Consider the following 25,580-nt stretch of genomic DNA (forward strand, 5'->3'; position numbering starts at 1 on the left):
TGGTAGCTATACCTGTGGTGATCGAAGACCAGACTCTGACTTATATTGAATCATTTATAGACATTATAAAGGGGTGTAACTACTTTGAAAGTTCTTGAAACAAATCGATTAATACTTCGTTGGATATCACCTGATGATGCGGAGTTTATACTTGAGCTTTTGAATGAGCCTTCATGGATCCAGTTTATCGGGGATAAAGGTGTGAGAACCCTCGAAGATGCGAGAAATTATATTTTGAAAGGCCCCATTGAAATGTATAATCGATTGGGCTTCGGTCTGTATTTGACCGAATTGAAAGAGGAAGGTATTCCTATTGGGATCTGCGGTCTGATAAAAAGGGACACCTTGGAAGATGTGGATATTGGATTTGCCTTTCTTCCCAGGTTTTGGGCGAAAGGATATGCCTATGAGTCAGCCTCTGCAGTAATGGCGCATGGAAAGAACGTTTTAGGTCTTAATCGTATTGTGGCTATAACTTCTCCAAACAATCACAGTTCTGCTAAACTACTTGAAAAGCTGGGGTTGCAATTTGAACGAATGGTTAAGTTTCCCAATGAGTCTCAAGTGCTTAGGTTGTTTGCGAATGAAATCTAACTATCCTTTGAATCCTTAGGAATGGTATTCTAGGTATGACTGACTGAATGTTGATTAAAATTCCTGATATGAAGGAGTTTTTTATTCCGCGATCGGGCGCGATTGTTGAACAAAGAGAAGTCGCTTTTTTTCTAAGATCAGATAGAGCTATAAATGATTGGATGTAAATAATTAAGAAGCCCAGCTAATCTTCTAATGTGAAGATAGCTGGGTTTTTTTAAGTCGGATGTTCCAAATAACACTTAAAATGCGCATCTATCGGTCAAAGTGACACTTTCAGGCTTGTTATTTATCACACCTTATAAGTTATGAAACTATCCGTAATCAAAAATATATTTCCAATTTAAGGAATATACCTAAATTAATTTTATTCAACTAACTCACTGTAAGTTGAAGTACAAATGTTCACAAACTTATCTTTACTTCTTAGTTAGCAATTTGTTTTGTTGTAGGATTATATATAAAACCTCTCAGTAAAATAGATATTAGAGTTAATATCAAGAATCCTATTCCCCCTAATACAACATATTGTGCACCCATTCCCGATATAAATAATCCACCTACTGCGGTTCCAATCGTTATCCCCAAGTTACCGCATGAGAGATACAATCCATTAGCGAAATCAGGGGCTTCCGGAGCAGAAGAGGTAATCCAATATTGACCAACATTATTTCCTATAGCAAATAATATCCCCCATAACATGATAGTCATTAACATAGGTCCAGTGGACTTCCCTGTAAGGAATGATAATAGAAGAACCATTCCTAATATGATTGGAAAAAGGGTTGCAGTTTTCATAGCATTTTTGGTAAGTAACCTTCCTCCTGCAATATTTCCAAAAAGACTTGCTATGCCTAATAAAAATAATGCTAAAGTTAAGGTTCCCCCCGATATATTTGTAACGGTTCCAAGATATTCTGCAATGAAACTATTGATACTCGAAGTTGCAGAACCTATAAATACGACAGTAGCAATAGCTAACCAAACAATTGGCTTTTTTAATACACTGATTTGTGTTCCGTAAGAAAGCCTTTCTTTAACAGGTAAGGATGGGATGAATAACAATGTAGCCATGAAGGCAATTGCATTAACGACAGCAAAGAATAACATCGCCATTTCTATGGAGGTTTCACTAGCAATGTAATTAGTGATTGGTACACCAAGTATCATACCTGCGGTTACTCCCATAATCACTTTAGAAACAGCCTTTGGAGCTTCTTCCTTGCTGACAGATGTGGCAGCTACTGTCAAAGCCAACGAACAAAAAATTGGATGAAAAACAGCTGGAATCACACGAGCAATTAGCAAAACGGTAAAGTTTGATGCAAATATTGAGACAATGTTTCCTATAACGAAAATACCAAGTACGAGTAGCATAATCTTCTTACGATTTATTCCTGAAAACAATATCGGCATAATAGGAGCTGATATGGCGACAGTAAGTGCAAAGAGGCTCACTAGCAGACCTGCTTTGGCTACACTGATATCAAAGTGCTCAGCAATTGAAGGTAATATCCCAATTACGCCCATCTCAGTAGTTAGGATACCGAAAACTCCTATGGTCAAAATAACTATTAGTAAACCATTTTGTTTAGACATAAGTTTTACCTCCTCTATTTATTACTTACTCTTTTGTTTTTTTCAGTTTTTTTTCATTCGGAACTACAGACTTTTCATAACTCTCAATTTTCCCGTTCAAAAGCTCCAGGGTTCTTTGTAGTTCCTCTATCCTTGCAACCAACTGGTTTCGTTGTTCAATTAACAGTTCCTTTCTTGTTTGCATAGTCTCATCGCCTTGATGAACCATTTTTACATACTTCAGCAACAACTCTATGGACATACCTGCGTTACGCATAAACAAAATTACTTGAATCCAATGACAGTCCTGTTCTGTGTATTCCCTTAGCCCACTTTTGTTACGGTTTATAGGGGGAATCAGACCTATTCGTTCATAATAGCGTAGGGTATCAGGTGAGATACCAAATTTTTCGCTTACTTCTGAAATTATCATAACAATGTCCTCCTTAACTTTTGAAAGCATAACAGCTGGAGTTAACTCCAGGTCAAGGGTATTTATAAAATTTTCGCTTTACATTCTTCTTCATCTATCCTGCCCAGATAGTTCCATAAATCGAGTAGGAGGAGGCGCCTAGCCTCCGACCTCTCACACCACCGTACATACCGTTCGGTATACGGCGGTTCAGTTTAAGTCTGACGTAGTTTTGTATATCGTTCATATAGATTTACTAACCCTTGGTGGTGCCAATAAACATTATTAAGGGTTTTGTCTAGAATAGGACTATGCGCTATGCGCCAATAACCCTTTCTGCTATTTCCCCATTCATACGCTTTTCCAAATGGGGCGCCTAATCCTTTGAGTTTCCTCACTCTCGTTCTTGGCAATTTCCATTGCTTCCATAGGCACATCCTGAGTCTTCTTCGAATCCATGAATCTAAATTCTTCAAAACGTTCGGAGTATCAATGAGGGCGAAATAACCCATCCAACCTCTAAGGTATTGCTTTAACTTATTTATTCGGAGTTTCATGGGTTTCGGTAATTTTCTCGAGGTCATTTCCCTGATTCGTTTCTTTACTCTCTTCACCGTTTGTTTAGCCAGTAGAACCTTCGGGTTCTTCTTTGACTTCGTGAAACTAAAACCGAGAAACGTTCTGTTCCAAGGGCGATCATACTTCGACTTCTCGTAGTTGACCTTTAGCTTCAGTTTATTTTCAATGAAGCTTGAGATATTTCCCATTGCACGTTTGGCGGCTTTTCGTGTCTTCACAAAGATAGTACTGTCATCCGCATACCTTACGAATCGAAGATTGCGTTTCTCTAGTTCTTTATCTAAATCGTCTAACATGATATTAGATAATAAAGGACTTAACGGACCTCCTTGCGGAGTTCCCTCCTCACTTTTATGAAAAAGTCCGCCTATCATAATGCCTGCTTGAAGGAATCTACGAATCAGTTTGAGAACTCGTTTATCTTCAATTTTCCGCTCTAACATTCCCATGAGCTTGTCATGATTCACTTTATCGAAGAACTTCTCCAAGTCCATATCCACTACCCATGTATAACCTTCGGTTATATAGGACTTTGCCTTTCGAACCGCCTGGTGCCCTTGTTTGTTAGGGCGAAAACCATAGCTATTCTCCGAAAAGGTTGAGTCATATATCCTGGTTAATATTTGGGCAATGGCTTGTTGAATGAAACGGTCTAGAACGGTTGGAATACCCAATAGCCGAACTCCGCCGTTTGGTTTCGGGATTTCGATACGACGGACGGGCTTCGGTTGATAGGTACCCTGTAAAAGGGCAGTTTTCATATTGTACCATTCGGTTGCGAGGTGCGGTCTCAGGTTTTGAACCGGCATTCCATCTACACCATGGCTTCCCTTATTTCTTTCTACACGCTTCAATGCCTGTATTAAGTTTTCCCTCTCTAGTATCTGTTCCATTAACATCGTTGATATCCTTTCTACGTGGATAAATGGTCTATTTGTGCCTTTATCTGCTCCACCCTTTTGAAGTTCCCCGTGTATTCACCACATCTTCCTTCAAATAAGTTCCGTTAGGAATTGTTTGCTTCTTCGCAGATAACGAACGCCTAGTATTCATCCTCCTTAATCTGTTCGGTCCTTCCTTATCTTCTCGAGTAGACAAGTACTATGACCTCTGCTGACTTCTGATGATTCAGCTGTCCATCACTGGACAGGTTACCAAGTGTACTTGGCTGTCATCAGACCTCCCCGGGTAAGAGTGCAATCTTTCCCTCCATCTATCTGCTTCATTTACTCTGTACCACCTTCGGCAGTAAGGACTTTGTTTTGTTTCGCAAACTCATCCAATGATACCTAGCCTTATATGAAGTTCGTGTTCCTCAGACCGAAGGTTTGCCGCTTGCTTCCTTCAGATTCCACGTCACCGTGGACACCCTTGCATTAAGCTAACCACTACTACTGCCTTCATGGTTCGGGACTTTCACCCTATAGATTGCACCCATGCCGGGCGCACGAAAAAGAGCTGCCATAAAGACAGCTCCGATCTTGAGCTAACGCACCCGTTAGTAATTTTTTTTACTATAAAATATAACTACCTTCCTCTTTAGCTCGTATAATGCAAGCACTGATGATATGTTCTAACACATACATTTTTCTGCATGAAAAAGCCGACTGCTTTTAAAAAAACAATCGGCTATATAGGCTTTTATTTTGTTTGATTATTACGCATTTACTGCTTTACGTGCCTGACTTGCATGTAATTTTTTCATTGCAAATCTTGCTATCGGCTGTGCGATCAAAGCTTCAACCCAAAATGCGATGAAAAAGTTACGTGGCCAATCATAAAAGAACGTTTGAATCGGCTCCAAACTAATTTCTCTCATGCCAATCCAAGAACCGATAACTGTCAGCAAAATGGACAGGATGGTTACGCTAAATAATATCGTGAATAATACTCTTGCATTAAAACCGTCCGTAGGTTCAGTAAACTTTTGTACGAGCTTATTAACAATTGGATTTGCAACAAGTGTTACCAATAAAATGACACAAATCCATACAAACGGAATTACTTGTAAGGTTTCAAAATACACTTCTTTACTGAATCCAAATTTAAATCCCATAATAAGAGGTGCGATAATGTTGACTGAAAGTATTGATATGATCGCTAAAAATAATACAAATTCTTTTCCGTTTCGCGGTAATCTTGTTTCCTCGTGCATATTGATCATCTCCATTAAAAACATTTCAGATGGCAGACGTATCATGAGACATATATTTTTGGTCAATAACAAAGACCAATATCTCTACACACTGATATAACAATATTAGCACGTTTTTTTAATGTATTTCAAGGCTTAATCTGGACCTTATTCAACTAACCTGACCAGTTTGTCCATAATAAAAGGAGCCCCTGATAATGAAGTAAAGCACCCGTTAGTTGAAGAATACAGCTCAATTTTATCCCAATATATAGGAGACAACCTAATAGAATGACGGTTTTTCAAAATCACTATTGGGTTCGCTGACTCCTAAACTTTCGCATTTTGTGTTATCAGCAAGGTCTCAAAAATAAATTAAAAGAAATTAACAGAAAAGAAAAAGGCAGCCAAGTAAATTGGCTGTCTCTTTTTTTATCTTTCAAACCGTCCAAAATGTGTATTTTCTCGATTAATAAGTGTATCTCCAAGAATGATTCTGCCCATAAGTCTCTCATGGTCGGAATTGAAACGTTCTCTAAAGTTTGTAGCTTCCTCTATTGTTGGTATATTATCACCACGCCTAGAACGTTCTTCTCCATCAAATCCAGGGCCACCATCAATCATTACAGATCTGTCAACTGTATCGTTGTCTTCATTCTTATCAGTAGGATAATTAGTTGGGTCTCTACGTGTATCAAGGTTCTCGGCATTATTTAATGGATCATTATAATCTTGTGGCATATGATTCACTCCTTCGCTTATATTATCTGCTGATGGCATTAATCTATTCGCTAACGATTGGAACCTTCTAAATAAAAGGCCATGTTTTAAAATAGTGTCGAAAATTAAGCAATTTTCAAGAATAATACATAAGCATTTGAAGGTCTTAGTGAATAGGTTACATAAGCCATTGTGAGGTTATCACACCACTTAATAAACTCAAATTGTGAAAATCTGTTTTCTTTTCTACATACGGTATTTAACAAGTTCTTTAAGTTTTCGGACGAGAATGGAAAATCTATAGTAGTGGTTTCATTCCAGTTCCAATTCATATAAACATCCCCTATTATCAACTGTAATTACTTACTATCCTCATCACCTTCTACTCTCTAATTTAACATTTTCTTATACAACTAACCTGCCCCGTTTGTTGCATAAGAAAAGGAGCTGCTGATCAGCTCCTGGTAATGAAGTAAAGCACCTGTTAGTTGAAGAAATCATATCCTTGCTTAGTTTCTCAAATATATGACACTGTCTCTTATTTCTACTTGAAAATTTAAATCATCCTTAATATTAAGCATATAACCAACATCTTTATTATTCTCAGATTCAAAAGATATACCATATCCATTATTCTCAGGATAACCATATAAATAGCAGACCACTTTTCCCTCTTTTAAAAATACAATTTGATTCATTCCTTCATTTACAGTTTCGCTAATAGTATCCCATTTATAACCTACCGTTTCATATATATGATCTTTCGGGCTATATGGTGGAAAGGAATATACTACATCCCAGTTAAACGGTGTTACTTCTAATAAATTTATTGTTTCAACGGAATGTCCAATTGATAACACTTCTTCTTTTAACAACACTTCGTTTACATCCCATAAATCTTTCTTTAATAGCTTTATAAAGATAGCTATACATATTATACCCAAAGCAATAATCAATACTGTCTTTTTAGATTTCATAACTATACTCCACCTTGAACAGCAACCTTCCTAACGAATATTTCACTTTATTATAACAATTATTCCCAAAATGAATATGTATTCTTAATGAACTAACCTGCCCCGATAGTTGCATAAAGAAAAAGCTGCCTTAAAGACAGCTCCGATTTTCAGCTAACGCACCCGTTAATTTAAGTACATTTCTTCACAAACTTGTTCTTTATGAAAAAGTTCAAAAATTTCTATTGCTGATATGCCACTTGAATACATGGAAATACGAAAAAATCATTGCATATGCAAAAATGAAATTAGGAAAGAATTTAAACGACTAAACGCTCTTGTTGAAAATTATCAACACCAATTGCTCGAACTTTACCTTCTCGATATAATTCTTCCATAGCCCGCCAAGCACCATAGTAATCATTATATGGTTGGTGAATCACATATAAATCAATATAATCTAGTCCTAAACGTCCAATGAATTTTGAAAACCTCTTTTTGCCCCTGCATAATTAGTATCTGTTATCAATAACTTAGTCGTAATGAATAACTCTTCACGTGGCACACTACTTCTTTTAATCGCCCTTCCCACGGTTTCTCTTTTTTTAGACAACAATAAATAGGCAGCCCAATTTTTTTGTCCATATAGGACACTAACCCCTCTTTGTACATAACCTGAAAGGGTAAACACAAAGGGAGGATTTCTTGAATGTATAACTATAATTACGCTTTTAACCCTTATAATGTGCCTTATTATATAGACGGAGAACGAATACCGGGCCCGGGCGGTGGTCAATGGGATGGACATGGCGGCGGTCATGGTGGTGGTCATTGGGACGGACACGGTGGTGGTCATGGTGGCGGTCATTGGGACGGACACGGTGGTGGTCATGGTGGCGGTCATTGGGACGGACACGGTGGTGGTCATGGTGGCGGTCATTGGGACGGACACGGTGGTGGTCATGGTGGCGGTCATTGGGACGGACACGGTGGTGGTCATGGTGGCGGTCATTGGGACGGACACGGTGGTGGTCATGGTGGCGGACATTGGGAACACGGGCAATGGGTTCCACGCTGTAGGAGAGTATGGGTTCATGGATTTGGTTGGACTTGGATTTGTAGGTGATGAAAAAAAGACAGCATATTGCTGTCTCTTTTTTTCGCTTTTTCTTCGTATTGTACATTTCTTAAATTAACTTTAATCACCAGTAAATTTACATTTATTGAAGTGTTACAATTATTATGAGGTGTTTTGAAATGTTTATATCACCAATGTTATTACACAAATCTAATCATCCTTTCGATGATGATTCATATATAACTGTGGATTTGAGTCAATATTTTGGACACTAAAAAGTTAAATCTTAAGCTGTATTCCTAATTCGATCTTCAATGGCTTGTGGGGTTTGATAACCCAAGCTGCTGTGAATTCTTTTTCGGTTATACCAACCTTCAATAAATTGGAACATCGCTAATTTAGCTGTTTGATAGTCTAGATATTGTACGTGGTTGACTTCTTCCTTCTTTAATAGGGCATGAAAGGATTCAATACAGGCATTATCGTACGGGCAACCTTTCTGACTAAAGGATTGCTTAATATGATGGTTTTGGATATGTTGAGTAAACTCGCTGCTTGTATATTGTGAGCCAAGATCGGTATGAAGAACTAAGCCCTCCGAGGGCTTTTGTGATAGGTGTGCGTTATTGAAAGCTTTTATGACCAGTTCTGTCGTCATTGAACGAGAAAATGAATACCCTACTATTTTCTTAGAATGAAGGTCTAATACCGAAGCTAAATAACACCATCCGTCTTTTAACGTATGGATATACGTAATATCTGCTACCCATTTCTCATTAATGGTCTGAGTAATGAAGTCTCGTTTTAACAAATTATCCAATTGAATAACCTTTTCTTTAGATGGATAGGGACGGTATTTTTTCTTAGTAATAGAACGAATTCTCGCCTTGCTCATTAAGCGTTGAACACGCTTTAGACTTAGGGAAAACCCTTTGGTTAATAAGCTTTCATGAATCTTTGGAGCCCCATATCGTCCCTTGCTTTCCAGGTAAATGAGATGAATTTCCTTCGTGAGTTCTTGGTTTTCCTGTTCGCGATTTGATACGACTATTTGAAGGGACTGATAATGGCTGCTTCTTGGGATTTCTAGTATTTCACACATCTTCTGTACGGGATATTGTTTCTTGTGTTCCTCAATAAACTCGGTAAGATCTGTTTCGGTTACTTTTTCGCGAATATGGCCATAGCCTTTTTTAAGATTTCAACTTCTTGCTTTAACCGAAGGTTTTCCTTTTGAATGGCGGCTAATTCCTTTGGAGTCATGGACTCTTCCCCTAAACCGATTGGAGTAAATTCTTTAACCCATTTATAAATGGTAACTTCTGATACGCCATATTCGCCGCTTAATTCTTTGACCGAATTACCCGAGTGATAAAGATCTACAATAGTCTTCTTGAATTCATTATTGTATTTTTTACCTGTATTCTTACGTTCCAAGACGGACACATCCTCTCAAAAATCATTGTAAGGACTTAACTAAAATGTGTCCATGAAACTATACTAACTCCAACTGAGCTTAAGTTATCTAGACCTAATTATAAAAAACCTAAATAAATAAAGGAGAGTACATATTAGCCATGTATAATATGTACTCCCCTTTTTTCTTTTACTGAACTAACGCACCCGTTAGTTCTATAAGGACACAGTAATAAAAGTCCCTTATAGGGGGCTGTTTTTATTTAGATAATATTAAAATAAATAAGAGCCTATGACCAACACAAAAAGGTAAATAAAAATAGAGTATAAAGTTAGTATGTATTCCTTTTTTTCTCTTTTATATTTCCATTCCATGAAAGCACGAAAACTTAATGAAATAAACAAGTAGCCTATTAGCATGTAGAAAGGATTATCAACAAACCATATTGAAATAAGAAATGCTATTAGCATAGCCCTTTCAATCCATATCTGAAATTTATTGACACCTTTATAAAAATACCCCTTACTTTTTTCAATCTTCAAATTCTTCTTCAACCAACGTTCAAACACTGTTGTAATGATTAAAAAAACTGTAATAAAAATGATGAAATTTAACAAAAACTCACCTGCCCTGACTACCAATTATAAACAATTTAATGATGTGAATTATTTACCTTGTTCCTTTTTCCAAGCGAAAACCCAGCAGCTAATAAAGATACTGTCGCTAAACCAACTCCAATAATCATAGAATAGTCGAAATAATTTTTAAGTGCCATACCACTAGAAATAGCTACAATAAACAAAAGTAAAAAGAAAACCGTATAATTCTTTTTCATAATTCCTCACCACCCTTTATCGATATTACAAAAAAAAGCAAATGAATTGTTGAACTAACCTGCCCCTTTAGTTCCATAAGACTTATTGTAGAGGCGAATATAATGTGACATAAAAAAAAGACGGTTTTACCGTCTAATAGATTGCACTAGTTTTCTTAGTAAAAACAAAACTAATATTGCGAAAAGAGAAGTTAGAATTAATCCTGGGATATTTATAGAAGTTAACAAATTCACACCGCCCAATTAATATCATTAACTAAATTTTAGGTGTTGATACAAAAATAGTCAATAATCAAGGTTCGAATAAGTTACGCTTCTAGAACTATCCTGCCCCGTTAGCTCCATAAGAAAAAGAGCTACCGAAGCAACTCCCTTATTGAAGTAGCCTTATTGTGCACTTTTTTCATTGTGCTTTCTACTAAATCAACCGAACAATCGTAAGCGTTTACATAATCATTAATTTAACTAGCTAGATATTTCTCAACAGAATTCCTAACTCCATTTACTTTTGGTCCATATACAACTTGAATATTATCACCATTTTTTATTACTCCTGCTGCGCCTGTGCCTTTTAAGGTTATTTCATCAACTATATTAGGATCTGTAACTTTTACTCTCAAACGTGAAAAGCAATTGTCAACAGTTTCAATATTTTCCTTTCCACCAAGTCCTTGAACTATTACGGCGGCCAAATCTGAATCTTTGTCTGCTGTTGCTGCTACTTCTCCTAAACCAGTGGCGATTTTTTCTTTATAATCTTTTTTAGTAAATAATTTAACTTCATTATCTTCTCTACCAGGAGTTTTAAGTTTTAATTTTTCAATTAAAAATTTAAATACAACAAAATATGTCGCTAATTGAACAAGTCCCACCATTACAAATATAGGCCATTTCGTTCTTGCCATTCCAGCTGGTAGATTAAAAGATAAAAACTCTATAAGTCCACCGGCTCCATAAGTTCTAACTCCTAATAATACTGTAACAGCTTCAAATAGACCATCCATAACAGAATGAACGAGCCATAAAAATGGTGATACAAATAAAAATGTAAATTCTATTGGCTCTGTAATACCGGCCAAAACTGATGTTGCTAACGCTGGTATTAAAATTGCCTTTAATTTCGTCTTATTTTCTGGTTTAGCTGTTTTATAAAAGGCTAAACCAGCACCCACTAAACCAAACATTTTAACCATACCATATTGTAAATATTTTGCTGATGGATCAAACACCTTTATAGATGGATCAGCTAGCTGAGCTAAGAATATATTTATAGCTCCTGAATAAATTTTTCCGTTTATGGTTAATTCCCCCCCTATATTAGAATAGGAGAATGGTGACCAAATCAAGTGATGCAATCCCGTTGGAATTAAGAATCTATTCAAAAATCCATATAAAAATACACCTATAGATCCTGATACATTTATAAAGCTTGTCAATGCTGTAATACCTGTTGCAACAATTGGCCAAAAATAACTAAATGCTACTGCTAATGTGAGTAAAATGGGCACTAAAACAATAAATACCAGCTTAGTATTTCCATATACACCAATTGCCCCCGGAAGCTCCTTATTACAAAATTTGTTATGAACAAGTGCAACTACTACTCCAAGAATCATTCCTAGGAAAACACCCATATCTACTATTTGAAAACCTAATAAAACGGTTTGACCAGTACCATATAAATCAGAAGAGTCATTATAGGGTAATAGTTTACCTGTTAAAGTAAGCCACTGATTGTTAGCCCCTAAAAAAACTAAAAATGAAAATAAGGATACAAGTGCTGCTTCTGCTTTCTTTTCTTTAGCCATTCCCATCGCTATTCCTACACAGAAAATAATACTCAAATTCATCAGCATAGGCCAAAGCCCACTTGCAATGAATTTACCTAAATTGATTAAGAAACTTCCCTCTCCTACAATAACTGGATTACTCAGAATTGAAGTAAGAGCTAAAATTATACCTGCAATAGGTAAAAATAATACTGGAGCAACTATAGCTCTTGCAAAAATCTGCATACTGTTTAAAACTTTATCTTTCATTTTAACCCTCCCTAATATAGCATGAAGTAAACGTTTTAATTTTTAGTTGCAAATTTGAACACTAATTATTTGCTCATAATTATTTAAATTTTCTAACTATTTTTTGTAAAATGATTTATTTTATATTACACTTTAGAATTAGCTCTTGTCTTAACACTTCTGCAGTAGAGATTTGCTCCATTCCTTCTAGTTTTTCCAGAGTATTTGTAATAATAATTGGAGTAACAATTTCTTTATTTTTATTTTCTAGAAATTCGATGTCGAAGTTTAATATGGCATCACCTTTTTTTACAAATTGTCCTTCTTCGACAAGTACTTCAAATCCCTCTCCTTTAAGTTCTACCGTCTCTAATCCTACATGAATAAGAATTTCTAAACCTTTTTCCGATTTAATTCCTATCGCATGTTTAGTAGGGAAAATCTGAATTATCTCACCATCAATTGGAGAAACAAGATTTCCTTCCATAGGTATGATTGCTAAACCATCTCCTAACATCTTTTGTGCAAAAACCGGATCAGGAACTTCTGCTAATGATATAACCTCTCCAGCAAGGGGAGAATATATTTCTTCGATTTGAAATTTTACCTTTTTTTGAAATAAATTTTGCAGCATTATTATCAGCCCATCTTTCATAATAGAATGTATCTTTAAATCTTCAACAACAGAAAATTCATCACCACAAAACAGAGAAATGAAAAGTTTGTTATTCAGTCTTATAATGTTCACGCTTATAATTCTAAATTATGTCGATAATCCACATATTGGCGGAACAACGTCTCTCCAATAAAAAAGAACGAAGAGGATGAGACACTTGAAAGTCCATCATTCATTGGAATTTCTGAACTGCTCGCATATAAATTGTAAGGAGTCATAGTTGCTAACCTATTATTTTTAAGGTTTGTTATAGAAATAAATGGTACTCCTTTTGTAAGCAGCGATTGTACTATTGGAAATATTACGGGCGTATCACCTGAAAAGGAGATCATAATTATAAGATCCTTACTTGTTAAACCTTGGAGTAATATTTCGAATTCTACTAGAGCTCTTATTACATATAAATGACGTTGCATACTAAGAAACATTCTTTGTAATTCATCTGCACAGTTCAATTGTAAGCTACCTGTTCCGTAAACAAATATTCGCTCAGATCGGTCTATTAACTCACATATCTCAATAAAATCTTTTGTTTTCGTATATTTTATCGTTTCTTGTATATCTTCATTTAAACTATCAACACTGGTTACTTCTCTCTGCACATGTTCTTCATCTTGCCATTTTAAATATACACGAAACTCACTGTACCCACTAAACCCCAGTTTTTGTGCTAAACGAAGAATAGATGATCGGGAAACATTACATTTATTTGCTAATTGATTGATTCCGAGATGATAACACGTGCTTTTATTGTTAAGAGTGTATTTTAAAATATGGAAGTCATTTTCATGAAGTTGATTATAATGTTTATTGATTAATTCTTCGATTTTCATTATTTATACCTACTCCTGTTTCTTTTTATCTTACCATAGTAATTTCTAAATTATGGGTAGGAGAAGGTGTGAAAGAAACAAAAGGTACAACTAATTTAATAGTTTTGTACTTTTTGTTTCCATTGATTTTCTTAAATTTTCAATACATTAAGTTTATTCAGTGTTTTTTAAATTAAACAGTAGTAAGAGCCTCTTCTTTACGGAGCACTGGCCAATATTCTTTGTTTGCTTCAACTAATTCATCTAAAATTTCTTTAGCTACTTTAGCGCTTGGAACTGGTTTAGATAAAGTTAAAGCTTGCCACAATTTTTGATAAGACTTTTGCTCCCATGCTTCTACAACTAATTTTTCTACAGATACCTGTTGTTCCATTAATCCTTTTTGGAATTGTGGGATTTTTCCTATCGACAGTGGTTCAGGTCCATTACTTCCAACGATACAAGGGATTTCTACCATAGCAGTTGAATCAAAGTTTTCAATTGCACCATTGTTCTCAACAATTAACAACATTCTTTCGTGAGTGTTATACGCAATTGCTCGAGTAAGGTCAACGATATAAGAAGCATGATCGTCAATATGAAGCTTATTTCCTTCAGTTGATTGCTGCTCAATAATTTTTTCACACTGGCCAAACACAAATTTCTCACGACCATCGATTACCTGATTCGCTCGAGTATAATTCGGATTTGAGTGTTCAACAGCATAATCAGGATAGAAATAATATTGCAAGTAGGTATTCGGCAACGTATTCTGGTCAAGCGCAAATACATCACGGGCTTTTAAAAAGGTATCATTCCAACTTGCGTCTGCGTGTTGATCATTATTTCCTGCGTTAGGTACATACCCATATTTACTAACATGTTCTTTCAGCTTTGGCATCAAATCGTTTCCGTCTTTATCGCGAATATCTGTCCACCAGCCAAAATGATTAAGCCCATAATAACGAGCGACCATGTCTTTGCGGGATGATAGACCCACTATCTTAGACATCAAATCTTCAATTCCGATTGGCATATCACAAATGTTCAATACCCTAGAGTTAGGACGTAGTCGGCGTGTTGCTTCCGCTACAATGGCTGCCGGATTTGAATAGTTCAGCATCCAAGCGTTCGGTGAAAATTTCTCCATGTAATCAATAAGTTCGAGCACTCCACTAATGGAACGCATTCCGTAAGCTATTCCGCCTGGTCCACATGTTTCCTGGCCGACAACTCCATATTTTAGTGGTATTTTTTCATCTAACTCACGCATTGCATATTTCCCGACTCGAATATGTGCCATTACAAAATCAACATCTGTGAAGGCTTCTTCCGGATCTGTAGTAGCAACAAATTCAATATCTGGAGCTTTTTCTCTTACAATCACTTCACAAGCTCCGGCTACCAGATCTTGACGTTGTTTATCGTTATCGTAAAACTTTAATTTGCGAATTGGTAGCTTTTCTAGGTTATCTAATAACATTAATACAATCCCTGGTGTAAAAGTACTTCCCCCACCTGCAATAACAATTGAAAATTTCTTCATTTGTATTCCTCCTCGATTATTGAACTCATCTACAACACAATTTATAGCATATTGAAAAAACAGAAACAATAAAGTACAGGGATTAAGGGCTCGTTCCCAGTTTCTGTTCTTTTTCTCATCTTCTGAGAATTTTCACATCACTTTTAAAAGGCCGATCATTTGAAAAAAGAGAAAAGCATACCTGACGGTTTCCTTTGAACTATCCTGCCCTGATAGTTGCATAAAAAAAGGCTGCCTTAAAGGCAGCTCCGATGTTCAGCTAACGCACCCGTTAATTGATTAAGGATGGTCTTTACACCATTAGATTATCAAATAAAATTCCTGAAAAAATTAACACCATCCCAATAATGATATGGACTTTTTTTTCATTCACTTTTGAATTTTCTAAAATAGTAAAGATGATTCCAATTAGGCCAATATATACAACACTTCTTATAAAATAAGATGTATTTACAAGAAAAAGGTTAGGAAACTTTTGATAAAGACCAGATGTAACACCCATAACAAACAAAAAAAGAGGAATTCTTAATTTCCAATACATTTCTTCACCCCATTTAATCAAGGAAATTATTCCATTATTTTATCATTAATCAATTCATAAATGAGTTATTAATGAACTAAACTGCCCCGATAGTTGCATAAGAAACTCCTATGGCGGCGCTCCTCGCCGCCACCATCTACTACGAAAATCTACACTCAAAAATAGAGTCTAACCCATTAACCCCTTGACGATAATGGATGATAACAATACAACCAGGCTGAGCTTTTTTTGGTGGATCTTAAGGAAGATACCCTGTATAAGAAACTGGTTGTGACAGTATGGAAGAACCATTTAGTGTACTGCTAGTACGTATACAAAATTTTTTGTAACAAATTTCCTGTCATATGTATTGTTAATCTTTTTTTGAGGTGATTCTCCTATGGAAGCAATGATTGAACGGTGTGCTGGCCTAGATGTACACCAAGAAACAGTAGTAGCCTGTGTATTATTTGGTCCATTAGATAAAAAGCCAAAAATCTCTATTGAAACGTTTTCGACTACAACAACAGGACTCTTGGCTTTAAGTGATTGGTTAACTACCCTTCAGGTATCCGATGTTGTGATGGAAAGTACCGGAGTCTACTGGAAACCAATATGGAATATACTCGAAGGATCTTTTCACCTTGTTCTGGCCAATGCCAGGCATGTCAAAAATGTTCCAGGCCGTAAAACTGATGTAAAAGATGCCGAATGGCTTGCCAAGCTTCTAAGATGCGGACTTATTGAAAGCAATTTTGTCCCACCAGAGGATATTCGTGATTTACGAGATCTTACTCGTTATCGAAAAAAATTGATTCATCATCGCACATCAGAGCAGAATCGCATTCACAAAATTCTTCAAGATGCTAATATCAAGCTAACATCCGTTCTATCAGACATTTTCGGTGTATCGGGACGCCGTATCCTTGAAGCCATTCTAAACGGTGAAAAAATAGAGACCGATGGTCTTCGAAAAATGGTGGATTGGCGAACAAAAGCAAGTATTACTGACATTGCCCATGCAATTAATGGCCGTATTCGCCGTCATCATCGTGATATGTTGCGTTACCATTGGGAGCATATGGGTTATTTAGAAAAAGCCATAGAAGAATTGGAAAAACAAATTGATCAACTCCTGTCCCCATATCATAAGGAAGTTGAATTATTGGATGGTATACCTGGTGTGAACAAAGCTGCCGCAGCCACTTTTATTGCAGAGATGGGCATTGATATGTCCGTATTTAAGTCGGCTAAACATCTTGCCTCTTGGGCTGGTGTAAGTCCCGGAAATTACGAAAGTGCTGGTAAAAAAAAAACGAGTAAAACCACACAAGGTAACAAAGCTTTGAAAACGATGGCCGTAGAGTGTGTATTAGCGACTTCAAGGCAAAATAATCGAATTGCTTCACATCGAAAAAGGATTACCAAACGACAGGGAAAAATGAAGGGACGAATCGCTTCTGCCCATTTACTAGTAACGATTGCTTACAACATCTTAAAAACAGGAGAACCTTATCAAGAACTAGGCTCAAATTACCTTGAAGAAAAACAAAACAACAAAGAATTAAAAATGATCGAATACCTAAAAAAGAAAGGCTATACAATCGCTCCATCTGAACAACAAACTGCATAACCAGTTAAATAACGACATAGTACATTTACCCCCATCAAAAAAAATGAGAATATGGAGGGTTTATTTTAGCATGGCTTTTTTACTATTGTGTTTTCATACAAAAGAGTGTTACGTAGCAACCAAATTGTTAAACTCAAGCACCCGTTAATTGAAGAAGAAAATGGCAAAAGAGAGCTCTTATTTATGGTACAAATAAAATAATGAATAACATAAATACTGCCAAACCAAGAAACATTGAAATAAGCTTAATCCACCCTTTTTCTTTAGATATCGTTAATAGAGTAAATATCATTATAATAAAAATCCATTTTGAAACCGTTTCATTTATGTTCAATGAATCAGGCAAGAAAATAATGGTTATGTAAAGCAATAAAGCTGTTACTAAAATGTTAATAATAATCCTTAAAGCCATCAAATAAATCACTTCCTTATCCTTTCAACTAAGCTTGCTAATAAATTACTATATTACCTCTTTTTAAACTAACCTGCCCCGTTAGTGCCATAAGAAAAAGGCTGCCTCAGCAACCTTCCTAAAGCACCCTTTAGTTCAATAAAGGCTATTAAATTTTTTCTAAATTTTTAGTGAGTCTGATAATCCAATACAATACTATCCACGGAAGTATGAACTTTGTAGCCCATTCAATTACATTAGGAATTAAATATGATGAGTTTATATTAAATAACGGAAGTATTAGCCAAAGTACCAATAAAACTATGATACCAATAATTAAATTTTTCATTTAGATAGCCCCCCTATAATCTCATATTACCATAATAACCCATTATTCTTCTTCAACTAAACTGCCCCGTTAGTTCTATAAGAAGAATTAGAGATACAAAAAATATGAACTAATAACAAACAGAGCAAAAGTAATAGCTATTTTAATCCTTGTTATTTTATTGCTTATCCCTGCTTTTTTTTCTAAGTAATATATGTAACTAATAGTTAACGTAAAACCCAAGTATGTAAATATGTATCCTTCAAAATCAAAATCAGAAACGATTACTTGATACCTCAAAGCTCCTAATCCTACAAGGACTATGCCTACCGTTCCAAAAAACATATATAAATACAAAATCTTATTTTCTTTAAACAATTTTTCTCTTTCCCCCTTAGTTCTGGTACAATTTACTATTTAATCATATCATTTAACACCTTTTCATTTGTGCGAAAACTGGAAGTTCCTTGTTGAAATAAACTGCCCCGTTAGTGCCATAAGAAAAAGCTGCCTTAAAGACAGCTCCGATCTTCAGCTAACGCACCCGTTAGTTCAATAAAAATAGGTTTTCATTGTCAGTCCTTTATAAACAGTAACCATCTGAAGGAATTGAATTTGAATTCCTTACATGAATAGAAATTCGGTCATTTGTAAAAGGCTTCATTCTTTTCTTTAAATCGTTTAACAAAAAAGCTAAATAAAATGCTCGTAAATAAATAATATAACCCTAAAATCGATAAAGAATCTGTTAAAACCATCCATAGATCATTACCTTGAATAACAAATCTCCATAAAAAAAAGCTAATCATAAAAATTATTGGAAATAATAGAAAATACCCCAAAAAGTATAAAGTTCCCTTTACCATTGTAATCACCCTTATTCAGACATTTAATTAAAAAAGACTGTATTTATGCTCATTTGATTTTAAAAATCCTCATTTGTGGTTCTTCTTAACTTTATTAGTTTCTCAAGACGAAGATAAATAAAACCAACCGAAAAACCAACAATGAAACCACCTGCAACTGCAACAACACTCTATTCAACAATACCTCTTTTCGGATTTATTTATCTTAAAATAGGTAGTTATTAAGAGCATAAGAATATATTGTTATTTATTTCCTGCTTATTCCACTAACCTGCCCCGTTTGTTCAATAACTAATTAAATAATTTGAATGAACTAAACCCCATAACATAACCTCTACCAATACCAATCACCATGCCAAAAAGATTCCATTGTGAAATGTAAATACCGAACATAAATAACAATAACCCCAATAATCCTAATAGCCCCATTTTTTTATTCACTAAATTGTCTCCCATTTCCTCGTATATTCTTTCATGCACTAACTATCTCCAAATTATAACAGTTTCTTAATGAACTAACCTGCCCCTTTAGTTCCATAAGAAAAGGAGCTGATGATCAGCTACTGGTAATGAAGTAAAGCACCTGTTAGTGCAATAAAAAATTCTATTTTAATGCCTTTATCTTTCAGTTTCATAATCATTAATGATTACTTTTATAATATTACATTGTTCATCTGCGACTGCTTTGTTAGATTGTTTATTATAGTTGTAGGTTATTAAAGCCTTCCATAAAGCCCAACCTCTTGCTCTATTCCAAGTTTCTGCATCAAAATTCAATGCATTCTTAAATGTCTTTCTGCTACTATTATCAAAAAAAGTCCAAGCCATTGCAGCATCGCAAGAAGGGTCTCCTACTCCCAATATCCCAAAATCAATAACCGCATACAAATTACCATTTTCAATTAATATATTTCCTGGGGCTATGTCACCGTGGACCCAAAATGGTTCACCAGCCCACTTTGAAGTTAATGCCAATTCCCAAATTTCTTTCAATAGGTGTTTATTAAAAGTATTTACATTATTATTAATGGCATCTCTACACTCATCATCGTATACAACAATGTCTCCGCCTCTATAAAAATTATGTTCTCCAGCTAAGGGACCTCCACTGGCGTCAATAGATTGTAATTCAACTAAAAATCCCCCCAAATCATTTGCAAATTGATTTGAATCATCTATATTTTCTAAAGTTAACGTCTCTCCATCCAACCATTTGTTGACTGACCAAGGATGTGGGTAATCCTCACTTGGTTCTCCTTTAGCTAATGGTTCAGGTATTAGTGTTGAAAGATGCTTGGCTAAAATGGGTAACCATTTTTGTTCTTTTTCAACTTGAGGTACATAGGCTTCATCACTTGGTAACCTAACGCTCATACTGTTGCCTAAGTGAAAAGTTTTATTATCATTTCCACTTTTTTTAACAGGCTTAATTTCCAAATTAGACCAATCTGGAAATTGGCTATTTATTAACTTCGAAACTAATTCTACGTCGATTTTTATCATTTAATTTCTCCTTCTAATTTTATTTGTTCATCTCCAAAACCCAGTTACAGTCACAAATTTATTTGACCCTTTAATTTGATTACATTTAATGTACCATATACTTACTACTACAAAGACTTCTTATTCCACTATCCTGCCCCGTTAGTTCATTAAGAAAATCAACAACATCCTTTAACAGAGCCATTCTTATAAAAGATTTTTACAGGTCCTTGGATTCTTCTTCTGCCAGAATCTCTCTCTTTTTCGTCACGGACCATAGTGTCTGTCCGATCACCATCGTAATCGCAAACATCACCGCGTAAAAACTACGTTGGTCTTCGTAGTAGTGCAGGTAATGGCCTTGCAAGGAATTCACCAGGCTTAACACCAATTCTCCTAGAAAATAATACACCAGGAACGAACCCAATACCTTGGATGCTGCGAACATGATTTTTCCCATTACGTCATCCCCCTTACGTTGAAATAAAAGAACTCTTTGCCATTTTAACTATATTTCCTATAATACCTTTTATTAGCAAAAAAGAAGGGGGCTCTCCTTGTTCTTGAAAACAAACGAAAAATAATGTGATAGAGAATAAAATTACGATTTTATAATAGGAGGTGTTTTGAAATTTTTCTTAATGTGATTTGCTGAAGAAACAAAGGTACAAAAAAGGAAGAGGGACTTTTGTAGCTCCTCTTCCTTTTTTTACTTTATTTTTGGCTATGTTAAAGGTAAGGGTTGATTTTTCGTAAGGTGGTATTGCTTGTAAATGTTACACTTAAACTAACGCAGCAGGATGGTTTAATTAGGGTATGTATTTAAGTTAAGCTAATAAATAAATGTAGGAGGTGCTGTCATTGAAAAAGGTTTATTATAATGGACTGGATTTTTGGCTGGAAGGACCAAAATATAAACGTATTGAATATCCGATAAATGATGAAATATTTAAAAAAGCTGAAAACTTATTAAACATTAAATTTCCTCATTCTTTTATAGATTTAATGAAAATACAAAATGGAGGAGACTTAAAATACCCTTATTTCAATTTACCTGCTGTAGATACTGAAGGCATTCCTTATGAGGAACGAGTAAAACTTCCTTCCATAGAACCCATACATTTCGAGAATGATGATATAAGCATTTTGTCGTCCGAAGAACTATTAAAAGAAGTCGACCTCCCTAAAGGGTTTATTGTATTGTGGACCGATTTCCATTTTTGGGTTGTGTTAGATTATCGAAAAACAAAAGATAATCCTTCTGTTATGTATATAGCAGAAAACTTTTTAGCTTCAACTAATGAAACAACAGAATGGGAATATATCAAAATAACAGATAGCTTCGATGAATTTTTAAAAAAATTATTCCGTTCTTCAACTAACTGGTTCTTTAGTAAAAAATGAGCTTGGAGATACATTTTCCAGCTCATTTTTTTGTGCATTATTAAATCAACCTTAACCTTTAACATAGCCTTATTTTTTTGAAATTTTTCTTAATAAATATAAAGCGTATATGATAGCTGGTATAGCTCCAATCATTAAAATCATGTTTATTAAACCAAATATAAAATAAGAAGGCGATACATTCATTTTAATTCAACCCCATTAAAATTTTTAATCTCTATATGTGTATCTTTGATAAACACGAGCAAATCAACTAACGCACCCGTTAGTTGAAGTAAGTCTTTTATTTTTTTTTGATAAATATTCTTTTTAAAATACCAATGACAAAAATTGAAAATATAAAAATTAAAGTAGAGATTATGGCAGATGGATTATCAAATCGAGATTCATAATTAGCTATCAATATAAGATAAACTAATAATCCTGCTAAATATATAAGAATTGTTTTCATAATTAGCTTAGATATCCTTTCGAATTCTTCATCCTTTAATTTTAACAAAAATCCCTCTTCAATCTCTAGCATAATCTAAGTTCTTGTTCAACTAACCTGCCCCGATAGTTTATTAAGAACAAAATAAAAAGGACCCTTGGTCCCTTAAAAATACTTTCTATACAAGTCTCTCCGCATTGCACCACTTAGATATGCATAAATTTTTGTGGTTTCACTTTTTTCATGACCCATTAAATTTTGTATCACTTCTAGAGGAGCTCCATTATTCAATAAATTTGTGGCATAACTATGTCTAAGCTGGTGGGGATGAATGCTCTTTTTAATGTCCGTTCTCTTTGCTACCAGTTTTAAAATGTTCCTCGCTTGAGAAATACTCATTCGATGGGGTGCGCGTGTTGTCACAAATAGTGCTTCCTCATGATCTTTTCGCTCACTTAAATATCGCTTCAACCATATTTCACAACGAGTATTGAAATATACTTCTTGTTCTTTACGCCCTTTACCTAAAACGATTGCTGATTGATTAGAGAAATTGATTGAGGCCTTATCTAGATTTATTGCTTCACCAATTCTGCATCCTGTTGAATACATAAACTCAAATAAAGCATTTTCGAATGTTGTATGACAAGCTTCCCGCAAATGTTCAATTTCCTCTTCAGACAAGTATTTTGGTACCCTTAATTCTAATTTTGGTTCCTTGATTTTGGAAGCAGGATTTCCATTAATTAAATTTTCATCCTGAGCCCATCTAAATAAAGATTTAATAAATCGAATTCTGTGACCCAGACTGGATGGCTTAAGCTTTTCAGCTGCTTTTCCCAGATAAACTTTAAGAGAATTAGTTGAAAGTTCTTGAATGGATATATTTCCAAAATTATTCACCAACAAGTTAAATTGGACGTAATAGGCCTTTAATGTTTGTTGAGAATAACCTTGGATTTGCTTATCTGCCTTATATAAACCCCATACATCAGTTAAGATCATACCTGTTTCTCTCCAATCTATACCATATTAATAGACAGTATAGTCAAAAGAAGAACTATTATACTAGATTAGTAGAGTTTTCATTAAACAATAACACTGTTTGTTAAAGAAGAAAAAGCTGCCTTAAAGACAGCTCCGATCTTCAGCTAACGCACCCGGTAGTTCAACAAGTACTAGCCTCATTTAGCATATCAAGCTATTTATAGTCATTCTATATTTTTACTATCATAATTATTTAACCATTTCTCAGCAAAATCCACTGCTTCTGTAAGTGAAAAAAGGCGACAGTTAGCAGAACCCACTTTGCCAGCTTTCAGATCATGCTCTCCTTCAAACGCTTGACCGACTTCTTGAAATAGTTCCTCTCTAAATTCTAAGTCTTTATATTCTTTCCATACACTTTTACCTTCTACTAGCATAGGTGAACCCTTGCTTATAATTTTTTGATAAGGAATCCTATACTCTGCAAGATGGAAGCATGTAGTACTATCAAAATCAGCACCTAATAGTAATACATGTGAATGATGCATATAAAGTTTTCCTAAAGGTGATTGTTCACCAAGTCCGAAGTTCAAAGGATGTTGATTAAGAATTTTATTTTTATCTTTACCCCAAGCTATAAAAGAGTAGTTTGGGTGAACACTTCTTTTAACTTCTGGATAAGACCTGAATAACTCTACTATTTTCCCCATCCCTTTAGTGGTAGGGGTATAGTTAGAATTGTAAGCTGGCATACTTTCTCTAATAATATTCCACCACTCTTCTGGTACGGGAGGATTTTCCCAATCTTTTGGGTCAGATAATTCCACAGATTGAGAAGGCATCACGATGGTACCTTCTTCAGTAACAACATCTATTAATGCTTGAATAACAGTTACAGCCCCGCCATTTACCCATCCTATGGATGATAAAGAGGAATGTACAAGTACAGTCATTCCTTTCTTTAACCCTAAAGCTTTCAAATCTTCTGCTATCGACTGTTTAGTTCTTGGAAAAGTTGTACTTTCAATTATTGTTTCCATTCCATTTGTTCATCTCCAATTGATAACCTCTTATTAGATACTTATTATCTCTAGCTGTAAGTTTGGTGACAATTAAATCCTGCCCCTTTAGTTGCGCCACAGCAAGACCTGTTATTGAAGTAAAGCACCCGTTACTTGAAGAAGAGCGATACAAAAGTAAAGCCGATTATGATTACAAGAATTAGAATTCCGGTACCTTTCCAACCTAAGCTACCAACTAAATCAGCAAGGCCTCCACCGTGAATGCTGCTAGAAGGATTTCTTTTTAATTCTTGTTGTCTTAATTTTTCTCTTCTTCTTTCAGGAGTTTCTTTATCTTCACTCATTTGAACACCACCTGTAAATTAAGCAACCAGTCCTTTTGAATTTTACCACAAATAACCATTATCCTTGTTGAACTATCCTGCCCCGATAGTTACATAAAGAAAGAGCTGCCATAAAGGCAGCTCTGATCTTTAGCTAACGCACTCTGTTAGCTGAAGAACTAGGATATTTCAGTTTTTCTTTTGTAAGAAGACAGAATCCCAAAACCAATAAATAGCAGCTGCTGCAAAACTAAAACCGTAATATATTTGAGTTTTAACTAAATATGTAGGTTCAACTCTAAATAACACTACATTAAATAAAAATACTGCTACAAAAGAAAGTACCGTGTAAATTAAAAGATAAAACACATTAAATTTTCTCGGGCGTTTATTAAATATAATTTGCAATGGTACTGCAAAAAGTAAATAAGGTATAACAACATAAAAAGAATATATAATAACAGGCATTAACTGCAACCAAGAGGGTTCTCCACTAACTACAATTATAAAAACAGAAAAAGAGATACAAGACAAGAATAGAATAACAAAATAATAAGGTATTACATCGCTAATTTTCGATACTTTTTCACTTAATTTCCAAATCTCCAATTTTTCTCAACCTTCCAAATGTCATGTTACTTTTTTCCATAATAATATCATTTCTTCAACTATTCTGCCCCTTTAGTTCCAAAAGAAAAAGCTGCCTTAAAGACAACTCCGATTTTCAGCTAACGCATCCGATAGTGAACATTAACTATAGACTCATTAAATTCACAGTAACGATTATTGCTAATGAAGCCCATACAAGAAAAAGGATTGCAGTAAGATGCGAGGATACT

26 protein-coding genes and 1 pseudogene are annotated in these 25,580 nt (G+C 35.0%); 4 read left to right on the forward strand and 23 right to left on the reverse strand.

From position 1 onward, the window contains the following. Window positions 1-84: 84 nt before the first annotated feature. Window positions 85-594, forward strand: a complete 510-nt coding sequence (locus ABIE66_RS23470; protein WP_370016499.1) for a GNAT family N-acetyltransferase — start codon at window positions 85-87, stop codon at window positions 592-594. 426 nt (window positions 595-1,020) lie between these two features. Here ABIE66_RS23470 and ABIE66_RS23475 read toward each other — a convergent pair whose 3' ends face one another. The 7 genes and pseudogenes from ABIE66_RS23475 to ABIE66_RS23505 form a co-directional block, all read right to left on the reverse strand. Beyond that, complete coding sequence (locus ABIE66_RS23475; protein ID WP_370016500.1) at window positions 1,021-2,193, reverse strand: MFS transporter; 1,173 nt, start codon at window positions 2,191-2,193, stop codon at window positions 1,021-1,023. A 25-nt stretch (window positions 2,194-2,218) separates the two neighbouring features. Continuing rightward, a complete protein-coding gene (locus tag ABIE66_RS23480) occupies window positions 2,219-2,605 on the reverse strand; it encodes a MerR family transcriptional regulator (protein WP_370016501.1) in 387 nt (128 codons plus the stop codon). Between the two features lie 194 nt (window positions 2,606-2,799). Then, window positions 2,800-4,062, reverse strand: coding sequence for a group II intron reverse transcriptase/maturase (gene ltrA, locus ABIE66_RS23485; RefSeq protein WP_289323195.1), 1,263 nt, complete (start codon window positions 4,060-4,062; stop codon window positions 2,800-2,802). A gap of 758 nt (window positions 4,063-4,820) precedes the next feature. Beyond that, on the reverse strand, window positions 4,821-5,318 hold the full coding sequence (locus tag ABIE66_RS23490; protein WP_370016502.1) for a hypothetical protein: 498 nt from the start codon (window positions 5,316-5,318) through the stop codon (window positions 4,821-4,823). A gap of 411 nt (window positions 5,319-5,729) precedes the next feature. After that, window positions 5,730-6,038 carry a hypothetical protein gene (locus ABIE66_RS23495; RefSeq protein ID WP_370016503.1) on the reverse strand — a complete coding sequence of 103 codons (309 nt, stop codon included), beginning with the start codon at window positions 6,036-6,038 and terminating at the stop codon, window positions 5,730-5,732. A gap of 488 nt (window positions 6,039-6,526) precedes the next feature. After that, the gene (locus ABIE66_RS23500) at window positions 6,527-6,994 is read right to left on the reverse strand and encodes a hypothetical protein (RefSeq protein ID WP_370016504.1); all 468 of its coding nucleotides are present in this window, start codon (window positions 6,992-6,994) and stop codon (window positions 6,527-6,529) included. Window positions 6,995-7,299: 305 nt separating this feature from the next. Then, window positions 7,300-7,571 (reverse strand): annotated as a pseudogene (locus ABIE66_RS23505) (aldo/keto reductase); the annotation flags it as partial. A gap of 111 nt (window positions 7,572-7,682) precedes the next feature. Between ABIE66_RS23505 and ABIE66_RS23510 the strand changes: the two are divergent. Next, complete coding sequence (locus tag ABIE66_RS23510) at window positions 7,683-8,099, forward strand: hypothetical protein (RefSeq protein ID WP_370016505.1); 417 nt, start codon at window positions 7,683-7,685, stop codon at window positions 8,097-8,099. 238 nt (window positions 8,100-8,337) lie between these two features. Here the strand turns inward: ABIE66_RS23510 and ABIE66_RS23515 are convergent. The 8 genes from ABIE66_RS23515 to ABIE66_RS23550 form a co-directional block, all read right to left on the reverse strand. Further along, a protein-coding gene (locus tag ABIE66_RS23515) for an IS3 family transposase (RefSeq protein ID WP_370016506.1) occupies window positions 8,338-9,488 on the reverse strand; the annotation gives its coding sequence in 2 pieces (ribosomal slippage) (window positions 8,338-9,239 and window positions 9,239-9,488; 1,152 coding nt in all). A gap of 252 nt (window positions 9,489-9,740) precedes the next feature. Further along, a complete protein-coding gene (locus ABIE66_RS23520; RefSeq protein ID WP_370017105.1) occupies window positions 9,741-10,037 on the reverse strand; it encodes a DUF4181 domain-containing protein in 297 nt (98 codons plus the stop codon). A gap of 83 nt (window positions 10,038-10,120) precedes the next feature. Continuing rightward, window positions 10,121-10,303 (reverse strand): hypothetical protein, encoded by a 183-nt coding sequence (locus ABIE66_RS23525; RefSeq protein WP_057219286.1) that lies wholly within the window; start codon window positions 10,301-10,303, stop codon window positions 10,121-10,123. A 461-nt stretch (window positions 10,304-10,764) separates the two neighbouring features. Then, window positions 10,765-12,342, reverse strand: coding sequence for a PTS transporter subunit EIIC (locus tag ABIE66_RS23530; protein ID WP_370016507.1), 1,578 nt, complete (start codon window positions 12,340-12,342; stop codon window positions 10,765-10,767). A gap of 115 nt (window positions 12,343-12,457) precedes the next feature. Beyond that, the gene (locus ABIE66_RS23535; protein WP_370016508.1) at window positions 12,458-12,976 is read right to left on the reverse strand and encodes a PTS sugar transporter subunit IIA; all 519 of its coding nucleotides are present in this window, start codon (window positions 12,974-12,976) and stop codon (window positions 12,458-12,460) included. Between the two features lie 95 nt (window positions 12,977-13,071). Then, window positions 13,072-13,830 (reverse strand): MurR/RpiR family transcriptional regulator, encoded by a 759-nt coding sequence (locus ABIE66_RS23540; protein ID WP_370016509.1) that lies wholly within the window; start codon window positions 13,828-13,830, stop codon window positions 13,072-13,074. 172 nt (window positions 13,831-14,002) lie between these two features. After that, entirely contained in the window at window positions 14,003-15,361 is a 1,359-nt protein-coding gene (locus tag ABIE66_RS23545) for a 6-phospho-alpha-glucosidase (RefSeq protein ID WP_370017106.1), read from the reverse strand. Between the two features lie 286 nt (window positions 15,362-15,647). After that, window positions 15,648-15,896, reverse strand: a complete 249-nt coding sequence (locus ABIE66_RS23550; RefSeq protein WP_187050130.1) for a hypothetical protein — start codon at window positions 15,894-15,896, stop codon at window positions 15,648-15,650. A gap of 379 nt (window positions 15,897-16,275) precedes the next feature. Between ABIE66_RS23550 and ABIE66_RS23555 the strand changes: the two genes are divergently transcribed. Continuing rightward, window positions 16,276-17,508: an IS110 family RNA-guided transposase gene (locus tag ABIE66_RS23555; protein WP_370016510.1), complete on the forward strand. Its 1,233-nt coding sequence runs from the start codon at window positions 16,276-16,278 to the stop codon at window positions 17,506-17,508. An 827-nt stretch (window positions 17,509-18,335) separates the two neighbouring features. Here ABIE66_RS23555 and ABIE66_RS23560 read toward each other — a convergent pair. The 4 genes from ABIE66_RS23560 to ABIE66_RS23575 form a co-directional block, all read right to left on the reverse strand. Then, a complete protein-coding gene (locus tag ABIE66_RS23560) occupies window positions 18,336-18,605 on the reverse strand; it encodes a hypothetical protein (protein ID WP_286141141.1) in 270 nt (89 codons plus the stop codon). A gap of 779 nt (window positions 18,606-19,384) precedes the next feature. After that, the gene (locus ABIE66_RS23565) at window positions 19,385-19,534 is read right to left on the reverse strand and encodes a hypothetical protein (RefSeq protein ID WP_370016511.1); all 150 of its coding nucleotides are present in this window, start codon (window positions 19,532-19,534) and stop codon (window positions 19,385-19,387) included. A 177-nt stretch (window positions 19,535-19,711) separates the two neighbouring features. After that, window positions 19,712-20,596, reverse strand: a complete 885-nt coding sequence (locus tag ABIE66_RS23570) for an aminoglycoside phosphotransferase family protein (RefSeq protein ID WP_370016512.1) — start codon at window positions 20,594-20,596, stop codon at window positions 19,712-19,714. A gap of 199 nt (window positions 20,597-20,795) precedes the next feature. Next, window positions 20,796-21,035 carry a hypothetical protein gene (locus ABIE66_RS23575; RefSeq protein WP_370016513.1) on the reverse strand — a complete coding sequence of 80 codons (240 nt, stop codon included), beginning with the start codon at window positions 21,033-21,035 and terminating at the stop codon, window positions 20,796-20,798. A gap of 401 nt (window positions 21,036-21,436) precedes the next feature. Here ABIE66_RS23575 and ABIE66_RS23580 point away from each other — a divergent pair, with 401 nt between their 5' ends. Then, window positions 21,437-21,979, forward strand: coding sequence for an SMI1/KNR4 family protein (locus tag ABIE66_RS23580; protein ID WP_370016514.1), 543 nt, complete (start codon window positions 21,437-21,439; stop codon window positions 21,977-21,979). 595 nt (window positions 21,980-22,574) lie between these two features. Here the strand turns inward: ABIE66_RS23580 and ABIE66_RS23585 are convergent. From ABIE66_RS23585 to ABIE66_RS23600, 4 genes are all read right to left on the reverse strand, one after another. Further along, window positions 22,575-23,414 carry a tyrosine-type recombinase/integrase gene (locus ABIE66_RS23585; RefSeq protein ID WP_370016515.1) on the reverse strand — a complete coding sequence of 280 codons (840 nt, stop codon included), beginning with the start codon at window positions 23,412-23,414 and terminating at the stop codon, window positions 22,575-22,577. Window positions 23,415-23,620: 206 nt separating this feature from the next. Then, the gene (locus tag ABIE66_RS23590; RefSeq protein WP_370016516.1) at window positions 23,621-24,436 is read right to left on the reverse strand and encodes an AAC(3) family N-acetyltransferase; all 816 of its coding nucleotides are present in this window, start codon (window positions 24,434-24,436) and stop codon (window positions 23,621-23,623) included. Between the two features lie 131 nt (window positions 24,437-24,567). Next, entirely contained in the window at window positions 24,568-24,762 is a 195-nt protein-coding gene (locus tag ABIE66_RS23595; RefSeq protein ID WP_370016517.1) for a DUF6366 family protein, read from the reverse strand. Window positions 24,763-24,930: 168 nt separating this feature from the next. After that, window positions 24,931-25,350 carry a UPF0715 family protein gene (locus tag ABIE66_RS23600; protein ID WP_370016518.1) on the reverse strand — a complete coding sequence of 140 codons (420 nt, stop codon included), beginning with the start codon at window positions 25,348-25,350 and terminating at the stop codon, window positions 24,931-24,933. Window positions 25,351-25,580 lie beyond the last annotated feature (230 nt).

This window comes from Peribacillus sp. B2I2 (genome assembly GCF_041261685.1).
Classification (GTDB): domain Bacteria; phylum Bacillota; class Bacilli; order Bacillales; family DSM-1321; genus Peribacillus.